Source organism: Priestia sp. VA7 (assembly GCF_055710015.1).
The window spans coordinates 618,228-639,661 of record NZ_JBVQPN010000001.1 but is presented as its reverse complement, the minus strand read 5'-3'; the positions used below and the strand labels follow the sequence as shown (position 1 = coordinate 639,661).

At 41.4% G+C, this 21,434-nt stretch carries 16 protein-coding genes and 1 other annotated feature (1 of these 17 only partly in view); of the genes, 1 reads left to right on the top strand and 15 read right to left on the bottom strand.

Annotated elements, in window-relative coordinates; all coding sequences use genetic code 11:
- Nucleotides 1-134: 134 nt before the first annotated feature.
- Nucleotides 135-2,813, bottom strand: coding sequence for a calcium-translocating P-type ATPase, SERCA-type (locus tag AC0C45_RS03380; protein ID WP_047930798.1), 2,679 nt, complete (start codon nt 2,811-2,813; stop codon nt 135-137).
- A 141-nt stretch (nt 2,814-2,954) separates the two neighbouring features.
- Between AC0C45_RS03380 and AC0C45_RS03375 the strand changes: the two genes are divergently transcribed.
- Nucleotides 2,955-4,667 (top strand): Rqc2 family fibronectin-binding protein, encoded by a 1,713-nt coding sequence (locus AC0C45_RS03375; protein ID WP_034649169.1) that lies wholly within the window; start codon nt 2,955-2,957, stop codon nt 4,665-4,667.
- Between the two features lie 50 nt (nt 4,668-4,717).
- On the opposite strand, the gene pyrE is transcribed toward AC0C45_RS03375, so the two are convergent.
- From pyrE to ileS, 14 genes are all read right to left on the bottom strand, one after another.
- Nucleotides 4,718-5,356 (bottom strand): orotate phosphoribosyltransferase, encoded by a 639-nt coding sequence (gene pyrE, locus AC0C45_RS03370; RefSeq protein WP_013084835.1) that lies wholly within the window; start codon nt 5,354-5,356, stop codon nt 4,718-4,720.
- The gene (gene pyrF, locus AC0C45_RS03365) at nt 5,353-6,075 is read right to left on the bottom strand and encodes an orotidine-5'-phosphate decarboxylase (protein WP_016765434.1); all 723 of its coding nucleotides are present in this window, start codon (nt 6,073-6,075) and stop codon (nt 5,353-5,355) included. The genes pyrE and pyrF overlap by 4 nt, the downstream gene beginning before the upstream one ends.
- A complete protein-coding gene (locus AC0C45_RS03360) occupies nt 6,047-6,988 on the bottom strand; it encodes a dihydroorotate dehydrogenase (RefSeq protein ID WP_016765435.1) in 942 nt (313 codons plus the stop codon). Before AC0C45_RS03360 ends, pyrF begins: the two co-directional genes overlap by 29 nt.
- A complete protein-coding gene (locus AC0C45_RS03355; RefSeq protein WP_013084838.1) occupies nt 6,985-7,758 on the bottom strand; it encodes a dihydroorotate dehydrogenase electron transfer subunit in 774 nt (257 codons plus the stop codon). Before AC0C45_RS03355 ends, AC0C45_RS03360 begins: the two co-directional genes overlap by 4 nt.
- Nucleotides 7,755-10,967, bottom strand: a complete 3,213-nt coding sequence (gene carB, locus AC0C45_RS03350) for a carbamoyl-phosphate synthase large subunit (RefSeq protein ID WP_472927900.1) — start codon at nt 10,965-10,967, stop codon at nt 7,755-7,757. The genes AC0C45_RS03355 and carB overlap by 4 nt, the downstream gene beginning before the upstream one ends.
- Entirely contained in the window at nt 10,967-12,052 is a 1,086-nt protein-coding gene (locus tag AC0C45_RS03345; protein ID WP_472927899.1) for a carbamoyl phosphate synthase small subunit, read from the bottom strand. The genes carB and AC0C45_RS03345 overlap by 1 nt, the downstream gene beginning before the upstream one ends.
- Entirely contained in the window at nt 12,037-13,326 is a 1,290-nt protein-coding gene (locus AC0C45_RS03340; protein ID WP_034649165.1) for a dihydroorotase, read from the bottom strand. The genes AC0C45_RS03345 and AC0C45_RS03340 overlap by 16 nt, the downstream gene beginning before the upstream one ends.
- The gene (locus tag AC0C45_RS03335; RefSeq protein WP_013058938.1) at nt 13,289-14,227 is read right to left on the bottom strand and encodes an aspartate carbamoyltransferase catalytic subunit; all 939 of its coding nucleotides are present in this window, start codon (nt 14,225-14,227) and stop codon (nt 13,289-13,291) included. Before AC0C45_RS03335 ends, AC0C45_RS03340 begins: the two co-directional genes overlap by 38 nt.
- A gap of 148 nt (nt 14,228-14,375) precedes the next feature.
- Nucleotides 14,376-15,683, bottom strand: a complete 1,308-nt coding sequence (locus AC0C45_RS03330) for a uracil-xanthine permease family protein (protein WP_034649161.1) — start codon at nt 15,681-15,683, stop codon at nt 14,376-14,378.
- A 156-nt stretch (nt 15,684-15,839) separates the two neighbouring features.
- Nucleotides 15,840-16,382, bottom strand: coding sequence for a bifunctional pyr operon transcriptional regulator/uracil phosphoribosyltransferase PyrR (gene pyrR / locus AC0C45_RS03325; RefSeq protein ID WP_047930801.1), 543 nt, complete (start codon nt 16,380-16,382; stop codon nt 15,840-15,842).
- A gap of 191 nt (nt 16,383-16,573) precedes the next feature.
- Nucleotides 16,574-17,488, bottom strand: a complete 915-nt coding sequence (locus tag AC0C45_RS03320) for an RluA family pseudouridine synthase (protein ID WP_013058941.1) — start codon at nt 17,486-17,488, stop codon at nt 16,574-16,576.
- Nucleotides 17,485-17,952: a signal peptidase II gene (gene lspA, locus AC0C45_RS03315; RefSeq protein WP_013084844.1), complete on the bottom strand. Its 468-nt coding sequence runs from the start codon at nt 17,950-17,952 to the stop codon at nt 17,485-17,487. The genes AC0C45_RS03320 and lspA overlap by 4 nt, the downstream gene beginning before the upstream one ends.
- An 80-nt stretch (nt 17,953-18,032) precedes the next feature.
- Entirely contained in the window at nt 18,033-18,320 is a 288-nt protein-coding gene (locus AC0C45_RS03310; RefSeq protein ID WP_013084845.1) for a conjugal transfer protein TraR, read from the bottom strand.
- Between the two features lie 170 nt (nt 18,321-18,490).
- Nucleotides 18,491-21,256, bottom strand: a complete 2,766-nt coding sequence (gene ileS, locus AC0C45_RS03305) for an isoleucine--tRNA ligase (RefSeq protein ID WP_472927898.1) — start codon at nt 21,254-21,256, stop codon at nt 18,491-18,493.
- Nucleotides 21,257-21,326: 70 nt separating this feature from the next.
- Nucleotides 21,327-21,434: a binding site (T-box leader), on the bottom strand (it continues 113 nt past the right edge of the window).

Genomic DNA, 21,434 nt, shown 5'->3' with positions numbered 1-21,434 from the left:
TACATCTTACATAAAAAGTATCATAAAAGAAAGTGTTAGCAAAAAAAAGAAATCTCTCTTCTTTATTCAACCTGTAAAGGCTGCCTTCATGAGTTTTCTCATTTGGGACAGCCTGTATTAAAGTATAGCACAATTTATGAAGGTTTTCTTGTTAAAAGTGAACCGGCAAGTAAAAAAGTTGGAAGACTTGCAAGTCCTAAAATAACGAGCCATTCCCGCGGTGCAATGGCCATTGTATGGAAAATAGGCTGCAGGGGCGGATAGTAGATAGCCACCAGCATAAGGATAATAGATGAAATAACGGCTCCTACAAGATATAGGTTCTGAAATGGATTGCGATCAAAGATTGATTTTTCACTTCGGCAGTCAAATACGTGAATAAGCTGTGCCATAACAAGCGTGGCAAATGCAATCGTCTGAGCATACTGCAGACGATCTGGTTCATTGTCGTAGACAATCATGAATGCAGCAAGTGTAGCAGCTCCAATTAAAAATCCGCGGCTGACTACTTTCCACCCTAATCCTCTTGCAAAAATACCTTCGCGCGGATGCCTTGGATGACGCTTCATCACGTTGTCCTCCGGCTGGTCTAAGCCAAGAGCCATCGCAGGCAAACCGTCTGTTACTAAGTTTACCCATAGTATTTGAATTGGCACTAGCGGAAGCGGAAGTGCTAAAATCATTGCAAAGAGCATAACTAAAATTTCTCCTACATTTGATGCAAGCAAGTAACGGATAAACTTTCGAATATTTTCATAGATGTTTCGTCCTTCTTTGATCGCTGATTTAATAGTAGCAAAATTATCATCAAGCAAAACGAGCGAAGACGCTTCTTTTGCTACGTCTGTCCCGGTGATGCCCATCGCGATGCCTATGTCTGCTGCTTTAATAGCCGGTGCATCATTTACGCCGTCGCCCGTCATAGCTACAATGTGATCTTTTGCTTGAAGAGCTTTAACAATTTTAAGTTTATGTTCAGGCGATACCCTGGCATATACGTAAACATCATCCACTACTTCTTCTAGCTCTTCCTGCGTCATTTTGGATAAATCCGTTCCTTCCAAGACTTGACCGTTTTTCGGTAGAATGCCTAGCTGTTTTGCAATCGCCTGTGCTGTAATAACGTGGTCACCTGTAATCATAACGGTTTTGATTCCTGCGTCTCGGCATTCTTTGACCGCTTGCTTGACTTCTGGTCTTGGCGGATCAATCATTCCTTGAAGCCCGAGGAAAGTAAGGTCTTTTTCCGCTTCGTTCTCTGTATGAACGCTCTCATGGTCTCCTAACGGCCGATAAGCAATCGCAATGGTTCGAAGCGCTTGGCTAGCTAACTGATCAATCGCTCCTTTTACTTCATTATGAACCGTTACAGACAGCGTTTGTTGTCTGCTTTCCCACAAAATATTTTTGCTGTTTACAAGCAGCACATCAGGAGCACCTTTTGTTATGACATAGCGCTTATTAGATGCGTCTTCAATGACTACACTCATCATTTTACGCGTTGAATCAAATGGAAACTCTTCAATAATCGTAAACTGCTTTTGAATGTTTTCTTTTGTCAGCCCCGCTTTCATCGCGGCCACAAGCAAAGCCGCTTCAGTAGGATCCCCGTCGATGACATATTCTTTATCTTTTCTCGAAATAGACGTTTGATTGCAAAGCAGACCAAACACCAAAAGCTGCTGAAGCGGTTTTTCACTCCGTGTATCAACTTCTCTTTCCTCTCGCGAAAATACGCCCGTAGGTTCATACCCTGTCCCTGATACCCTCCACGTCATTCCTCCTGACCAGAGGTGAGTAACCGTCATTTTATTTTGCGTTAATGTGCCCGTTTTGTCTGAGCAAATGACTGATGCGCATCCTAGTGTTTCAACAGCAGGAAGTTTGCGAACAATGGATCTTTGCTTAATCATGCGCTGTACACCAAGAGATAGCGCTACGGTTACGATGGCAGGAAGACCTTCGGGTATGGCAGCAACAGCTAAGGAAACTCCCGCTAAGAACATACTGTATAAATCATGACCTTGCAGCACACCAATCCCGACAACTAATACAGTAAGTGCAAGAGCTACAACGATTAAAATTTTACCTAATTGCTCTAACTTCCGTTGAAGAGGAGTAATCATGGCTTCAGCATTTTGAAGCAAATCAGCAATTTGTCCCATCGCTGTTTTCATTCCAATCCCTACAACGATACCTGTTCCGCTTCCTCGCGTCACAAGCGTACCCATAAACGCCATATTGTCCTGATCTCCAAGCGGCACTTCATCTCCTGGCAAAGCTTTTATTTGCTTGGCAACAGGCAAAGACTCTCCCGTAAGCGCTGATTCTTCAATTTCTAGACTTTTAGCTTCCATAATTCGAAGGTCAGCCCCGATACGGTCTCCGCTCGAAAACTTTACAACGTCTCCTACTACCAGCTCTTTAGATGGTAACTTAACCCATTTCCCTTCACGCATAGCTGCTACTTGAGGAGCAGAAAGCTCTTTTAATGCATGAAGAGATTTCTCGGCTTTTCTTTCTTGAAAAAAACCTAGAAATCCATTAATTACTACAATGGCAATAATAGCAACCGCATCGATGTATTCGCCTAAAAGCCCTGAAATAAGCGTGGCAGCTAGTAAAACCAGTACCATAAAATCTTTAAACTGCTCTAGAAACACAAGAATGGCCGGTTTTTTCTCACCTTCAGTCAATTCATTAAATCCTTGCTGCTGCTGACGTGCTTTTACTTCTTTGTGTGTAAGACCATGCTGCCTATCTGTTTTTGTTACTTCTACTATTGCTTTTTCACCTAATTCATACCATTTCATTGCATCTTTTCACACCCTTTTATTTGTAAATGCACCTATTAGATTGTTACAATCTTATATCGTATGCTTATTCAGACTCGTCCTAAAAAATGCTATACTTTTCTATAGGACAATTTTCAATTACTTAAGGATGTGAGCACTATGTCATTTGATGGTATTTTTACATATGGCATTTTACAAGAATTATCTGAGACCTTGGTTTCAGGACGAATTTCAAAAATATATCAGCCGTTTCCAAACGAGTTGATTTTACAAGTACGCGCTAAAGGTGAAAACCGCAAACTTTTAATCTCAGCTCACCCTAACTATTCACGCGTTCATTTTACAAATGAGCCCTATGAAAATCCATCTGAGCCTCCTATGTTTTGTATGCTGCTTCGCAAACATTTAGAAGGAAGCATTATTGAACACGTGTATCAGCTTGGATTGGACCGCATTTTAGTCATTGAAACAAAAGGACGAAATGAAATTGGCGACGTGACGTACAAGCAGCTTATTATTGAAATCATGGGAAGACATAGTAATGTTGTGCTTGTAGATAAAGAAAAACAAACGATTATCGACAGCATTAAACACGTTCCAATGGCCTTGAACAGGCACCGTACGCTTCTACCCGGAGCACCTTACGTACTGCCTCCTAGTCAAGATAAGCTTCATCCATTTGAAGCCGATGAAGAAACCGTGGTTAAAAAAATTGATTTTAATAGCGGAAAGTTAGCCACCCAGCTAGTGCAAACCTTCTCGGGGCTTTCTCCTTTAATTGCAAATGAAGTGGTGTTTCGCTCTGGCTTAGCGAATCGTTCTACCCTTCCAAAATCATTCGTCGAAACGATGACTCTGATCAAAGAAGGTCAGTTTACACCGACTCTGACAACCGTTAATCAAAAAGACTACTTTTATTTACTGGAATTAACGCATTTAGAGGGTACGAAAAAAACGTATGCAACCATCAGCGAGCTTCTTGACCGCTATTACTACGGGAAAGCAGAGCGAGATCGTGTAAAGCAGCAAGCGCATGATTTAGTACAGTTTATTTCTACCGAGAAAAAGAAAAATGAGAAAAAAATAAAAAAACTTGAGCAAACGCTGCAAAATGCAGAAAAAGCATCTGATTATCAGCTAGCCGGTGAACTCCTTACCGCAAATTTACACCTTGTCAAAAAAGGAGATGCGAAAGTGGATGTTATTAATTATTATGATGAAAATAGCGGTACACTTACGATTTCATTAGATCCGCAAAAATCACCGTCTCAAAATGCTCAAAGCTATTTCACAAAGTATCAAAAAGCGAAAAATTCCGTTTCGATTGTAATCGAACAAATTGAAAAAGCAAACGAAGAAGTACAGTATTTTGAATCACTTATTCAGCAAATGGATACTGCTACTCACAAAGACATTGCAGAAATTCGTGAAGAGCTTGTGGAAGAAGGATATTTGCGCAACCGTCAGCAAAAACAAGCGAAAAAACAAAAAAACACCACGCCTACACTTGAACAATACGTTTCAAGCGACGGCACGACGATTTTAGTTGGAAAAAACAATAAGCAAAATGAGTATTTAACAAATCGCCTTGCTGCTAGGGATGACGTTTGGTTTCATACAAAAGATATACCGGGTTCTCACGTTGTTATCCGCAGCCAAGAGCCTTCAGAAGAAACAATTTTAGAAGCGGCTCATCTTGCTGCTTACTTTAGTAAAGCTAAAAATTCAAGTTCGGTACCCGTGGACTATACAAAAATTCGCCACGTAAAAAAACCAAGCGGTGCCAAGCCTGGTTTTGTGACGTACGATAACCAGCAAACGGTGTACGTAACGCCTAGCGAAGAACTTGTACTGAAGCTGCGTCAGTCATAATAAAACCCCCCCTTTCTATATAGAAAGGGGGGGTTTTATTATGACCTAGTTTAGTTCATCCATGAAGGGTCTGAAGGGTTTTCACGCCATTTAAATAGCTTGTCCATCGCTTCTTCTTCAATGTATCCCGCTTCGTTTGCCGCTTCTACTAGCGTAGAGTAGTCTGTTAGCGAATAAACTTGAAGTTCTTTTTCTTTAAACAGCTGACGCGCTTTTTCCAGCTCATATGTAAAGATAGACACAACTCCCAGCACTTCACACCCCTGCGCTTTTAATGCATCGACTGCGGTAAACACACTTCCTCCAGTTGAAATCAAATCTTCAATCACAACTACTTTTTGACCTTTTGTTACTTTTCCTTCGATTTGATTTCCTTGGCCATGTTCTTTTGCTTTGCTTCGCACATAGCACATTGGAAGCTCTAGCGCTTCACTTACCCATGCTGCATGAGGGATACCAGCTGTAGCGGTACCAGCAATCACTTCTGCATTGGCAAAATACGTTTTAATTAAATGCTGCAGACCTTTTGCAATTTCTTTTCGCACTTTTGGGTAGCTAAGCGTTAGACGGTTGTCACAATAAATAGGCGACTTAATTCCAGAGGCCCACGTAAACGGATCGTTCGGTTGAAGGCTTACTGCCTCAATATCAATTAATTGTTTTGCAATTTCTTTTCGTAGTTTTGTCATCGCGTAATACGCTCCCCTTTCCACTGCTGTAACATCTCATAATATGCTTTAAGCGGGTCTTTTGCTTTAGTAATAGAACGTCCAACAACAATGGCACTTGAGCCATAGTCTCTCGCCAGCTGAGGTGTTGCTACGCGAACTTGGTCATCTACTGAATCTGTGCCCATACGAATACCCGGCGTTACGGTCAAAAAGTCCTCTCCTGCTGCTTTTCGAATCGAAGGCACTTCATGAGTAGAACATACAACGCCGTCTAGTCCGCTTTTTTTAGCAAGCGCTGCATAATGCGTAACCACTTCTTGCATCGAGTGCGTAATGAGCTGCTGCTCTTTTAGCATTTCATCCGATGTACTCGTTAGCTGAGTAACCGCAATACAATCCGGACGCTTTTTGCCAGCAGCGGTTCCTAAGTCAAGTCCTTCAATGGCTGCTTGCATCATATTCGTTCCGCCGGCTGCGTGAACGTTAACCAAATCCACTTCAAGAGAAGCCAAAGACTTCATTCCTTGCTTTACCGTATTTGGAATATCATGAAGCTTTAAGTCTAAGAAAATCTGGTGGTTTTGCTCTTTTAATGCAGAAATAATGGATAGCCCTTCTTTATAAAACAGTTCCATGCCTACTTTCACAAATAATGATTCTTGTTGAAAAGGCATTAAAAACTGCTGTACATCGTTAATTGATGAAAAATCAAGAGCAATGATTAACGGTTGCTTCACGCTTTTTCCAGCTCCTTCCGATACATTCTGAAACATGCTCGTATCCTAATGATGTTAATAGCCTTGGCAGTTCGTCAATGATGGTTGGACATACATACGGGTCAACAAAGTTTGCTGTACCAACCGCCACTGCACTTGCACCTGCATATAGGAACTCGAGTGCATCTTCAGCAGTCGTCACTCCGCCCATACCGATAATTGGAATGTTCACTTTTTGACTCACTTCATATACCATTCGAATCGCTACCGGTTTAATGGATGGGCCTGACAGTCCGCCTGTGCCGTTCGCTAAAACCGGCTGAGCTGTTTTCAAATCCAGACGCATCCCGAGAAGCGTATTGATCATCGTTAAGCCATCCGCGCCGGCTTCTTCAACAGCCATCGCCATGTCTACAATATTTGATACGTTTGGTGATAGTTTAACATAAACTGGAACATTTGAAACATCTTTTACTGCTTTCGTTAAACGAGCAGCAATGACAGGATCTACGCCAAACGCAATTCCGCCTTCTTTTACGTTAGGACATGAAATATTCAATTCAAGTGCTTTTACATTTGATACGGTTGAAATTTCTTTTGCCACGTGCACATATTCTTCAATTGAAGCACCGGCTACGTTCGCGATAATCGGCACATCATATTGCTGAAGCCAAACGAGCTCTTCGTTCATTACTTTTTCTAACCCAGGATTTTGTAATCCAATCGCATTTAACATTCCTGCAGATGTTTCTGCTACGCGAGGAGTTGGATTGCCAAAACGAGTGTCCGCAGTAGTCGCTTTAATCATAATGGCTCCAAGTGCATCAAGTGAATAAAATTGAGCATACTCACGCCCAAATCCAAAACAGCCGGATGCGGGCATAATTGGATTTTTCAAATCTAATCCTGGCAATGTCGTTTTTAGCATACTCATAGAAGCACCTCCCCTGCTTGAAAGACGGGACCGTCGCTGCAGATTTTTTTATACGCCGTAGAATCTTCACTTTCTCTGCATACACATGCAAAACAAGCACCGATTCCACAACCCATTCTTTCTTCTAAAGAAATGTAAAGCGGCTTGTTTGTATAATTATTTTCTAGTGCTTTTAACATCGGAGTTGGACCGCATGAAAACATAACGTCATATGAAAACTGCTGCTCGTCAATCACCGTTGTGACAAAACCTTTTGTTCCGTAAGAGCCGTCTACCGTTGCAATATATGTTTCTCCTAAAGCTAAAAACTCTCGCTCGTAAAATACGTCTGCTTTTGATTGAAAGCCTAAGACGTGAATAACCTGCACGCCTTTTTCACGAAGTCTTTTTGAAAGCTCATAGAGCGGAGGCACTCCAATGCCTCCCCCTACTAATAAAGCCGTTTGACCTGACTCTATCGCTTCCAATGGAAAACCGTGGCCAAGCGGACCTAACACGTCAATCGACTGTCCGGCTTGTTTTTCGGCAAGCAGCGATGTTCCCGCCCCTTCTGCACGGTAAATCATCGTAAATTGCTCGTGCGTTTGGTCAATTTCTGCAATACTGATTGGTCTGCGAAGCAGTGGCAAATAGTCGTTGTTGACGCGGATATGCACAAACTGCCCCGGCTCATTCATGAAACGAACAAGCTCGCCTTGAAGGGTTAATTCATATACATTGTGTGTTAACGGTCGCTGACTGACGACTTGCATCATTTCATGTTTGATCATACGGTTGTCACCTCTTTAGTTGGACGAACTTTTTTCATTGGTGTTGTATGGAAGCTGATCGTTTCAAGCACTCGTAAAATCGCTTCTGCTGTATCAAGTGATGTTAAGCAAGGTACACCATTTTCAACTGCTTCACGGCGAATTTTAAATCCGTCACGCGCAGGCTGTTTTCCTTTTGTTAGCGTGTTGATGACAAGCTGCGCTTCACCTTTTCGTATCACATCTAAAAGATTGTGATCTTCATGATGAATTTTATTTACTACTTTTACGCGAATGTCTTCTTTTGTAAACGTTGAAGCTGTTCCTTCCGTTGCAATCACCTGGTAGCCGTTGTTAGCAAAACGCTTCGCAAGCGCTGTTGCCTCTTCTTTGTCTTTATCCGCTACTGTCATAAGTACTGAACCGTACGGCTTAATGGACATACCTGACGCAATTAGTCCTTTATATAATGCTTTTTCGTACGTTGAATCTTGCCCCATTACTTCTCCAGTAGATTTCATTTCAGGTCCAAGCGTAATATCTACGCGACGCAGCTTTGCAAATGAGAAGACCGGCACTTTTACGTAGACACCTTCTTCTTCAGGGTGCATGCCTGATTCATAACCAAGCTCTCGCAAACTTGTTCCTAAAATAACTTTTGTTGCGACATTCGCCATCGGAATACGCGTAATTTTACTTAAGAACGGCACCGTACGGCTTGAACGAGGATTTACTTCAAGAACAAACACTTCTCCTTTTGATAAGACGAACTGAATGTTGAGCAGTCCAATAATGTTTAAGCCTTTTGCAATACGTGTTGTGTAATCAATGATTGTATCTTTTACATCCTGTGACAGAGTTTGCGGTGGATATACAGCAATGGAGTCACCTGAGTGTACACCCGCGCGCTCTACATGTTCCATAATCCCTGGAATAACCACTGTTTCACCGTCTGAAATGGCATCGACTTCAATTTCTTTTCCAGTTAAGTAGCGGTCGATTAACACAGGGTGATCAGCGTGTACTTTTACCGCGTGTTCCATATAGTGAAGCAGTTCTTCTTCTTTATACACAATTTCCATTGCGCGTCCGCCTAGTACATATGAAGGTCGTACAAGCACCGGATAACCAATTTCTTTTGCCACAACCACTGCTTCTTCTACGGATGTAACTGTCTTTCCAAGAGGCTGAGGTACTTCTAAACGCGCTAGTGTCGCTTCGAATTTTTTACGGTCTTCCGCTGCATCTAAGCTTTCAAGCGACGTTCCTAAAATCTTGACCCCTCTTGCTTCTAGCTCGTCTGCTAAGTTGATTGCTGTTTGACCACCGAACTGTACAACCACACCTTCTGGTTTTTCTAAATCGATGATATGCATCACATCTTCAATAGTCAGCGGCTCGAAGTATAATTTATCTGAAATACTGAAGTCAGTTGATACTGTTTCTGGATTGTTATTGACAATAATCGCCTCGTATCCAGCTTCTTTAATCGCCCACACGGAGTGAACTGTTGCATAGTCAAACTCAATTCCTTGCCCGATGCGGATTGGTCCTGATCCTAACACTACAACGCTTTTACGATCTGTAACAATCGATTCGTTTTCATCTTCAAACGTGCCGTAGAAATATGGTGTTGTAGATTCAAATTCAGCTGCACATGTATCTACCGTTTTGTATACTGGCATCACGCCATTTTGTTTGCGGAAGTCATATACTTCACGCTCTGTTTGATTCCACAGCTTAGCAATCGTGCAGTCTGCAAATCCCATTTCTTTTGCTTCCTGTAAAACTTCTACGTTATGAATCTCTTCTTTTAACACATTTTCAAAAGCAATCACTTTTTCAAGTTTTACTAAGAAGAAGAGATCGATTTTGCTCCAGTCATGAATTTGCTGAATTGTTACGCCGCGGCGAATCGCTTCTGCGATGTAGAATAATCGCTCATCACCAGCTTTGCGAATACGTTTTTCAATAATGGCATCATCAAATTCATGCGCATCTTTCAGCTCTAAGTGATGAACGTTTGACTCAAGTGAGCGTACAGCTTTTAAAATTGACTCTTCGAACGTGCGGCCAATTGCCATTACTTCCCCTGTTGCTTTCATCTGTGTACCCAGTTTACGGTTAGCTGATTCAAATTTATCAAACGGCCAGCGTGGAATTTTAGATACGATGTAATCTAGTGCTGGTTCGAAACATGCGTATGTCTTCCCAGTTACCGGGTTCATCATTTCATCTAATGTTAAGCCTACCGCAATTTTCGCTGCTAATTTTGCAATTGGATACCCTGTTGCTTTTGATGCTAAAGCCGACGAGCGGCTTACACGAGGGTTTACTTCAATTACGTAATACTGGAAGCTTTCTGGATCTAGTGCTAGCTGAACGTTACATCCGCCTTCAATTTTAAGCGCTCGGATAATTGTTAGTGACGCATTTCTAAGCAGCTGATACTCACGGTCGCTTAGCGTTTGGCTTGGTGCTACAACAATTGAATCTCCTGTATGAATACCGACCGGATCAAAGTTTTCCATATTACATACTACAATCGCATTATCGTTTGCGTCGCGCATTACTTCATATTCAATTTCTTTAAAGCCTGCAATGCTTTTCTCAAGTAAGCACTGTGTTACAGGACTGTGTTTTAATCCACTTGTTACAATTTCAATCAACTCTTGCTCGTTGTTACAAATTCCGCCTCCCGTACCGCCAAGCGTATAAGCAGGACGCACGATTACCGGATAGTTTACTTGTTCAACAAACGCATACGCTTCGTCTAGCGAATGAATGATTTCACTTGCTGGGACAGGCTGATTTAGTTCATTCATTAGTGAACGGAACTGCTCACGATCTTCAGCTTGTTCAATCGCCGATAATTTTGTCCCGAGAATTTCTACATTAAATTCTTCTAAAATACCCGTTTCGTGTAATTCTACCGCTAAGTTCAGTCCCGTTTGACCGCCAAGTGTTGGAAGCAGTGCATCCGGGCGTTCTTTACGAATAATTGAGCTTACAAATTCAACCGTTAGAGGTTCAATATATACTTTATCTGCCATTTCTGAGTCTGTCATGATTGTTGCAGGATTGGAGTTCACAAGAATAACTTTGTATCCTTCTTCTTTTAGCGCAATACACGCTTGCGCTCCTGCATAGTCAAACTCTGCCGCCTGTCCGATGACGATTGGTCCTGATCCGATTACGAGAATTGTGTTAATATCTTGACGTTTTGGCATTAGCAATTACCTACTTTCTGATTGTTTTTCATAAGATCCATAAATTCGTTGAACAATCCGTTTGCATCTTCAGGTCCCGGTGATGCTTCAGGGTGATATTGAACCGTAAATGCCGGATATTCTTTATGCTTTACTCCTTCAACTGTTCCATCGTTAAGCGCAACATGCGTCACTTCTAATGGCGTGTTGACAAGAGATGGCTCACATACTGTATAGCCGTGGTTTTGAGATGTAAGAGCTACTTTATTGGTTTTTAGATCCTTTACAGGATGGTTGGATCCACGATGACCAAATTTCATTTTTTCTGTATCTGCTCCGCATGCTAGCGCAAACAGCTGATGTCCTAAACAAATTCCGAAAAGAGGAACCTTTCCTAAAACCCCTTGAATCATCTCGATTGCTTCAGGTACGTCTTTTGGGTCTCCAGGTCCGTTGCTCAACATGATGCCATCTGGATTTAATTGAAGAATTTCTTGCGCAGTTACGTTATAAGGAACCACAATCACGTCGCATTGACGAGCTGTTAATTCGCGTAAAATTCCGTGTTTCATTCCAAAGTCAACGAGTACCACTTTTTTACCTCTGCCTGGGCTTGGGTAAGGCTTCACTGTTGATACTTTTTTTACTGAATCAGTCGGAAGTTCATGATTTTGAAGCTGTGCTACCACTTCTTCTACATTGACTTCCATATTGCACACGCGTCCGCGAAGCGCACCGTGCTGACGAATTTTTCTCGTTAATTTTCTCGTGTCGATTCCAGCTAATCCTGGAATATCTTTTTGTTTTAAAAATTCATCTACTGATAGTTCGCTTCTGAAGTTTGAAGGAGCATCACAAATTTCTTTTACAATCAAACCGTGTACAGCTGGTTTAATCGACTCAAAGTCATCGCGGTTAATACCGTAGTTTCCGATTAAAGGATATGTTAATGTCACAATTTGTGCACAGTATGATGGATCAGATAGAATTTCTTGATATCCTGTCATTCCCGTGTTGAAAACAACTTCTCCTATCATTTCTTTGTCGCTGCCGAATCCTTTTCCGATAAATACTGTTCCATCTTCTAAAATTAGTTGACGTTGCATGCTTTAACATCCTCCCATACTCGTTTACCTTCTACTAATGTCATTACCGGCCAACCTTTGCATACCCAGTTAGCAAACGGCGTATTTTTACCTTTTGATACAAATTCTTCTGGATTAATTGCTTTTTCTGTTTCAAGATCAATGATAGTTAAATCTGCTGGTTTCCCTACTTCGATGGTGCCATAAGGAAGGTTGAACGTGTCAGCAGGCTTGTTTGTTAAATATGATACTAGCTGCTCTAGCGTCATTACTTCTTTTAATACCAAGTTTGTATAAAGAAGCGGGAAAGCTGTTTCAAGTCCCACAATCCCAAACGGCGCAAGCTCCATGCCTTCTGCTTTTTCGTCCGCTGTGTGCGGTGCATGATCAGTGGCGATAAAATCAAGCGTTCCGTCTAATAAAGCTTCAATTAATGCCTGTTGATCATCTTTTCCTCGAAGCGGTGGATTCATTTTAAAATTTGAATCAAGCTCAGGGATGTCTTCCTCATTTAGCAGTAAATGATGAGGCGTTACTTCTGCGGTTACGCGAATGCCTGCTTTTTTTGCATCCCGAATGGCCCGAATGGATTCTTTTGTACTTACGTGACACACATGGTAGTGACAGTTTGCTGCTTCAGCAAGCAGGACATCTCGTGCAATTTGAACGGCTTCACAGATAGAAGGAATACCGTTTAGTCCATGTTCTTTTGCAAATTTTCCGTCGTGGACGCAGCCTTTGTTGATTAAATCATTATCTTCACAGTGTGCAACGATTGCTTTATTTAATGAAGCGGCTTTCTTCATCGCTTCTAGCATCATTCCTGTTGACTGAACGCCTACTCCATCATCTGTAAAAGCAAATGCGCCCGCTTCTTTTAAGCCTTCAAAGTCCGTTAGTTCTTTTCCTAATTGGCGGGTGGTAATCGATGCGTATGGCAATACGCGAACATGTGCTGTTTTTTCAATACGCTTGTTTACCCACTCCATTTGTTCAACAGTATCCGGAACTGGACGCGTATTTGGCATTGCAGCAATTGCTGTAAAACCGCCCTTTGCCGCTGCTAGAGTACCCGTTTCAATCGTTTCTTTCTTTTCTCCTCCTGGCTCGCGCAAGTGAACGTGGACATCGATTAAACCCGGTGATAAGAAGTTTCCGCCTGCATCAATGACTTCTTCATTCTTTACGTCGATGTGTGAAGCTATTTCAGCAATTACACCATTTTCAATTTTCAGTTCGACTTGTTCAATTTTCCCTTCATTTAACCATGTAGCATTTTTGATAATTGTTGTCATTATTAAGTCCCCTTTCAATTGGTTGTAGCGCTCTTGCTAATACTGCCATACGAATGTACACGCCATTTTGCATTTGTTTAAAAATTCTTGAGCGTTCACATTCAACGAGCTCATCTGCAATTTCGACTCCTCTGTTTACAGGAGCTGGATGAAGGATAATGCTATGTGATTTCATTTTCCGCTCTCGTTCAACGGTCAATCCGAAGCGGCTGTGGTAGTTCTGTGCAAGCTCTGAAGTGTTCTCTTCATGCCTTTCAAATTGAATACGCAGCAGCATCACAACATCGACCGTTTCGATTGCTTCATCGATATCAAGATATGTACCGTGTCTGTTCTCTTCATCTTTCCATTCTTCAGGTCCCGCAAAATATACGGTCGCCCCTAGTTTTGTCAGCATTTCAGCATTCGATCTCGCTACGCGGCTATGTCGCAAATCTCCGACTATTGCGACTTTTAATCCTTTAAACGAGCCGAACTCTTGGCGAATCGTCAGTAGATCAAGCAGACACTGAGTTGGATGCTGACCGCATCCGTCTCCTGCATTAATGATGGGAATCGATACTTTTTCCTGCAGTGCTTCATAATAACGATCTTGCGGGTGGCGAATAACAACTGACTGAACGCCGATTGAAGCTAATGTTTCAATCGTGTCATAAAGCGTTTCTCCTTTTTGGACGCTTGAAGTTGTTACTTCAAACGGAATTGTTGTTAATCCTAGCTGCTGTTCTGCCATTTCAAAGCTGCATCGAGTACGCGTGCTCGCTTCAAAAAATAAGTTGGCAACAAACATTTTCTCTTCCGGTTTCCAGCCTTGTTTATTCGTTCGATAGTTTTCAGCGCTGTCTAAAATCTCTAGAATTTCATTTGTTTCTAGTGTTGAGACTGTCACTAAATGTTTCATATCGATTCCCTCCATTTTTGCTTTCCTCGCATTTCTTTATAAAAAACACCCTTTCTAACTTAGAAAGGGTGTAAGAAAACAAGCTTCGTCTATAACGCGCTTTTCACACACCCTTAGAAACCTCTCTGGATTTCAATTAAAAGGCGTTCTATGAAATTTTTCGTGCTGACGTTTGTTGAACGTTTTCTGCTTCTTTTATCTTCTCTTTCGGCAGAACTAGATTCAGCAGAACTCCCATGATAGCAGACAGTGCCATGCTATCAACCTTTACATGTTCTGAGATATCTAAGTGTGCTCCTCCGATTCCTAACACTAAGATAATCGAAGCAATCATTAGGTTTCGTTTTGATCCAAGGTCTACCTTTGCATCCACCATCATGCGCAAGCCTGATGAAGCAATGATTCCGAATAAGAGAATTGAAATCCCGCCCATGACCGGCGTTGGTATACTTGAAATAAGAGCGTTGATTTTGCCGACAAACCCGAACAAAATCGCGAAGACTGCTGCTCCTGCTATCACAAATACGCTAAGCACCTTTGTGATGGCTAACACTCCGATGTTCTCACCGTATGTTGTATTTGGCGGTCCGCCGATCAGCGCAGCAAGCATAGTTGCTACTCCGTCTCCTAAAATCGATCTGTGCAGCCCTGGCTTTTCAATATAGTTTCGATCCACAATCTTATTTAAGACAAGAATGTGGCCGATATGTTCTGAGAGTGTTACGACTGCTACAGGTACCATTATAAGCACAATCCCTAATGAAATGGACGGCGTGTATGTGACGAACGGCACGTAGAAGTGAGGTACTTCAATCCACTCCGCTTTCACTACCTTTGAAAAGTCTACCAATCCTTGTGTATAAGCGAAGATGTATCCGCCGATAATTCCCATCAGTACCGGAATCAGGCTGATAATGTTTTTAAAGAAGATTGAGCAAGCAACTGTTATCGCTAGTGTCACAAGCGCAACCATCAGGTAAGTTAAGCTGTAATTTCCTTTTGCATCGTTCATAGCCATGCCTACTGCTGTATTAGCCAGTCCTAAGCCTATAACCATAATAACTGGTCCTACTACAACCGGAGGAAGCAGCTTCATAATCCAATTGATTCCTGTTCCTTTTATAATCAAAGCAACGATTCCATAAACAAGTCCGGCTAAGAAACAACCAACCATCGTTTCTTCAGGTCCAAACGAAGCTTTAGCGAAAATGATTGGCGTGATGAACGCGAACGATGAACCAAGATAAGAAGGAATTTGACCTCTTGTAATGAGCAGGAAAGCAAGCGTTCCTACCCCGCTTGAAATCAAAGCAATTGCCGGGCTGAACCCGACTAGGAACGGCACTAACACCGTCGACCCAAACATTGCAAACAAATGCTGTAGACTCAATGTTAACCAATTTACTGCTTTTGGTTTATCATGTATATCAAGTACAAAATCTCGTTGTTGACTCATATGTTTTTCCTCCTATCACTATTAAAAAACCTCTTTACGCAGAGGCAAAGAGGTTTTCAGCATACAAGGAAGACGCTATACCGCAGTATAGTTTTCCTTGTATAGTGACCCCCCTTTTGCAGCCTCACGGGACTACCATTTAAAAGGGTATATAATTTATTTTTCGTAAATAGACACTTGGTCTTTTTCGTCTACTTCCATTAAATGCACCGCAATTTTTTCACTTTTAGCTGTCGGTACATTTTTACCAACATAGTCTGCTCGAATCGGTAGCTCGCGGTGCCCTCTATCCACTAAGACAGCCAGCTGAATGAGTTCAGGTCGGCCGATATCAATCAGTGCATCAAGTGCTGCTCGAACTGTACGGCCCGTATATAACACATCATCTACTAAGATGACGTTCTTATTTGCAATATCTGTCGGAATATCTGATCCTTTTACAAGAGGCTCATCATTGCTTGTCACTTTCGATAAATCATCTCGGTAAAGCGTGATGTCTAGTTCTCCGACTGGCAATGTATTTCCTTCAATTTGTGCAATTCGTTCTGCTAAACGTTTTGCGATATAAATACCTCGCGTTTTAATCCCCACTAGCACACAATTTTCGATTCCTTTATTCTTTTCAATAATCTCATGTGCAATTCGAGTTAAAGCGCGGCGTATAGCCTGTTCATCAAGTACGGTAGCTTTTACGTTCACTGTTTTCACCCCAAGTTGTTGACATAAAAAAAATCCTCTTGCCTTGAGGCAAGAGGATTTGGTTTTAAACATATTTCTTCAAAAAGGCTATAAATATGCCTTTTCTGCACCGTTTCCTTCTCAGCCTCTCTGGACTGTTCTTAAAGGTTCTTATTAAGTTAATACAAGTATGCCATCACTTATGGCAGTTGTCAACTTCTTTTTTCAATAAGCTCTAGCATCTCATTAAACTCTTTTGGAGCCGGTGCTTCAAATTCCATATATTCATTTGTACGAGGGTGAATAAAGCCTAATACACCTGCATGAAGCGCTTGTCCGTCAATCGGAAGCGTTTTTTTCGGTCCGTACTTCGGATCCCCGGCAAGCGGAAAACCAATATACTTCATATGAACGCGAATTTGGTGTGTTCGCCCCGTTTCTAGCTTACATTCGACTAGTGAAAAATCTTTAAAACGCTGCAATACAGTAAAGTGCGTCACTGCATCACGACTGTTTTCATCAGTCACGGTCATGCTTTGACGATCTTGTTTATCTCGGCCGATTGGCGCATCAATTGTACCGTGATCGTGCGCAATTACTCCGTGAACGATAGCTTTATAACGACGCGTTACTGTTTTAGCTACAAGCTGACTAACTAGTGATTCATGAGCTAAATCATTTTTTGCAACCATAAGTAAACCGGATGTATCTTTATCAATTCGATGAACGATACCAGGGCGCATAACGCCGTTAATACCGGATAAATCTTTACAGTGAGCCATTAGGCCGTTTACAAGCGTGCCGCTATGATGACCAGGAGCTGGATGTACAACCATGCCGCGAGGTTTATTTACAACAAGCACATCTTGATCTTCATAATAAATATCTAAATCCATTTCTTCCGCTACCACATCAAGCTCTTCTAGTTCCGGCACTTCGATAATAATAGCGTCTCCTGTTTTACATTTATAGTTTCCTTTAACGGTTTTATCGTTCACTTTTGCGTGACCTTCTTTAATCCATTGCTGCACTTGTGAACGTGACCATTCTGCATTTACAGTCGAAAGTACTTTATCAATACGTTCTCCCGCTTGTTCTTCATTTATAACTGTTTCAATTACATTCATTCTTTGTGCTCCTTCTTCATTTTCCCTTCAAACAGCGTCATAATAAACATGATGATTACTCCGACGACAAGTGCCGAATCAGCTACGTTAAAAATCGGAAAATCATACGTAAAGATGTATGTATTTACGAAATCAACTACTTCTTTACGGACCACTCGATCAATAAAGTTTCCAATGGCGCCGCCTAACATTAATGCTAGCGCAATACCGAACCATTTATCTTGTTTTTTGAGCTTTTGAATATAAATTATTAAACCGACTACCACAACCACCGTAATCAGATAAAAGAACCACATCTGTCCTTGTAAAATCCCCCACGCGGCTCCTCTGTTACGATGAGAGGTAATGTAAAGAAAGTTTTCAATCACGGTGATGCTTTGTCCATAATACATTTCTTTTACAATCATCCATTTTGTTACCTGATCAATAAGTATAACAGCTAAAGCGATAAGATAATAAAACACACACGTTTTCCTCCCGCAATAAAATCAAACGAATCCATACTAAAGCATTTTAGCACATAATTCATTTTTTTTCTCGCTTCTCACCATAAAACAAATAAATCTTCATTTGTGCGGGCCGTCGGCATTACTTTTAATTTATGAATAGACATCACTTCGCCAGTTAGTTCATCAATTCCGAACGCACCAACGTCAAGCTTTGCTAACGCGTGTTCTACATCTTTTAAATCGGCTTTAATCATTTCTATTACGTAACGTTCCTTTTCATCTATATAACCAGATTGTTCTGTAGCATATCTCAATAGGCGATCTTGTAATTCTTCTTTAATAAGAGCTAATTCCTGTCCAATGGAAAGATAATTTTCATACATTCAAACGCCTCCTGTGCTGATAAGATGAAGTATTAATGATGTTAGGTTTACCGAGTTTTCCATCGAATCTACAACACAAGTTTTTCCTAAGGCTTTAAATGCTTTATACCATTGTATTTGGGAATTTCGTACAGCAAAAAACACGCCCAAAAAGGACGTGTTTTTGTTAATTACTGCTGAACGTAGTGATTTTTTACAACATCCGCACAGCGTGTACATAAAGTCGGGTGATCTTGATCTTCGCCAACTGTTGGTGATACAACCCAGCAGCGCTCACACTTCTCACCTTCTGCTTTACTTACAACAATTGAAGCATAGCTGAATTTTTGTGCTTCAGCAGGTGCTTCACCTTTTGCTACCTCAAGATCTGAAACGATGAAGAGTTGACCTACATTTTCAGAAATAGATGCTAACAGTTCTTTCGTATCTGCTGTTGGATATAGCGTTAATTTTGCTTCTAAAGACTTACCGATTACTTTTTCATTACGAGCCTGTTCTAGCGCTTTTAATACTTCATCACGAAGCTCCATGAATGCATCCCATTTCTCTACTAATTGATCTGCTCCTTCGATTTCTTGAACCTCTGGCATATCAACTAGCTGCACGCTTTCTTCCGTTACATTTGGAATGTGAACCCATACTTCGTCTGCTGTATGAGAAAGAATTGGAGACACTAATTTCGTTAACGATAATAACGTTTCATAAAGGACCGTTTGAATGCTGCGGCGCTCTACATTATTTTCTGCTTCGATGTACAATACATCTTTTGCAAAGTCTAAGTAGAATGAACTCATATCAATTGTACAGAAATTATGCACTGCGTGATAAATGCTTGAGAATTCATATGAATCATAAGATTTTTTCACTTTATCAATTAATTTGTTCAACTTCACAAGCATGTAGCGGTCTACTTCACGAAGGTCTTCAACAGCTACAGCATCAGTTGTTGGATTAAAGTCCGCTAAGTTTCCTAGTAAGAAACGGAACGTGTTGCGGATTTTACGATATACTTCTGCTACTTGTTTTAAAATATTATCAGATACACGAACATCAGCTTGGTAATCTACAGAAGCTACCCATAAACGTAAAATATCTGCACCTAGTTGTTTCATTACTTTTTCTGGAATTACAACGTTTCCTAATGACTTACTCATTTTGCGACCTTCACCGTCTAAAGCAAATCCGTGGCTAAGTACCCCTTTATAAGGTGCTTCACCCGTTACAGCTACGCTTGTAGAAAGACTTGAATTAAACCAGCCGCGGTATTGGTCAGAACCTTCTAAATACAAATCAGCCGGACGCTGTAAGTCTTCACGTTCTTCAAGAACAGCTTGATGTGAAGAACCAGAGTCAAACCATACGTCCATGATGTCTGTTTCTTTTGTGAAGCGGCCATTTGGGCTTCCTTCATGAGTAAAGCCTTCCGGAAGCAAGTCTTTTGCTTCACGCTCAAACCATACGTTTGATCCATGTTCTCTAAATAGATTTGATACGTGTTCGATTGTTTCGTCCGTAATGATTGGCTCCTCATTTTCAGCATAAAATACCGGAATCGGAACGCCCCATGCACGTTGGCGAGAAATACACCAGTCGCCGCGGTCACGCACCATGTTATAAAGTCGCGTTTCACCCCAAGTAGGCACCCATTTTGTTTTTTCTACTGCTTTTAATAAATCTTCACGGAAATCTTTAATAGACGCAAACCACTGTGCTGTTGCACGGAAAATTGTTGGTTTCTTTGTACGCCAGTCATGTGGGTATGAGTGGGTAATGAAACTTAATTTTAACAGCGCGCCTTCTTCTTCTAGTTTGTCTGTAATCGGCTTATTCGCTTTATCATAGAATAACCCTTCAAATCCTGGTGCTTCATTCGTCATATGACCCTTACTGTCGACTGGACAAAGAACTTCCAAACCGTATTTTTGACCAACGATAAAGTCGTCTTCCCCGTGTCCCGGTGCTGTATGAACACACCCAGTACCAGCATCCGTTGTTACGTGATCGCCAAGAACAACTAATGAATCACGCTTGTAGATTGGATGCTCAGCTACTACACGCTCAAGTTCTGAACCTTTTACTGTACGAAGCGTCTTATAGTCAGCCCATTCAATTTCTTTAGCAACTGTTTCAATCAGTTCAGTTGCCACTACATATTTTGCTCCATCTGCTTCAACTACGCTGTACTGAAGCTCAGGATTGACAGCAATCCCTTGGTTAGCTGGCATTGTCCATGGTGTTGTCGTCCAAATGATGAATTTTTCATCTTGTTCAAGCACACCTTTACCATCTTTTACGTTAAACGCTACGTAAATAGAAGCTGACCGCTTATCATAGTACTCAATTTCCGCTTCTGCTAAAGCAGATTCACTTGAAGGGGACCAGTACACAGGTTTTAACCCTTTGTAGATGTAGCCTTTTTTCGCCATGTCACCAAACACTTTGATTTGCTGCGCTTCGTACTGCGGCTGAAGCGTTACATATGGATTATCCCAATCTCCGCGTACACCTAAACGCTTAAACTGCTCACGCTGGCCGTTTACTTGTTCCCAAGCATACTGTTCGCAAAGCTTACGGAACTCAGCTACCGTCATTTCTTTGCGGTTTACTTTTTTATTTTTTGTTAAAGCTGTTTCAATTGGCAAACCGTGTGTATCCCAGCCTGGTACATAAGGTGCGCAGAAGCCTGACATCGACTTATAGCGAACGATAAAATCTTTTAAAATTTTATTTAATGCATGTCCCATGTGAATATCGCCATTCGCATATGGAGGTCCATCATGCAGGACAAATAGCGGACGGCCTTCCGTACGTTTTTGTACTTTTTCATAAATATTCATTTCAGCCCACTGTTCTTGCATTTTAGGCTCGCGGTTCGGTAAATTTCCACGCATTGGAAATTCAGTTTTTGGCATCAATAATGTATCTTTATATTCCATGTTTTACCCTCCAAAAAAAACGTAAATTTCATATCTTTTTGTACCATAACAAAAAGACCTCCTCATCCCAAAAAGGGACGAGAAGGCCTCCCGCGGTACCACCCTAGTAGATTTGCTGTACGCAAATCCTCTTTGCATTCGTAACGTGAATAAACCGCCACTGCTTACTATCATCAGT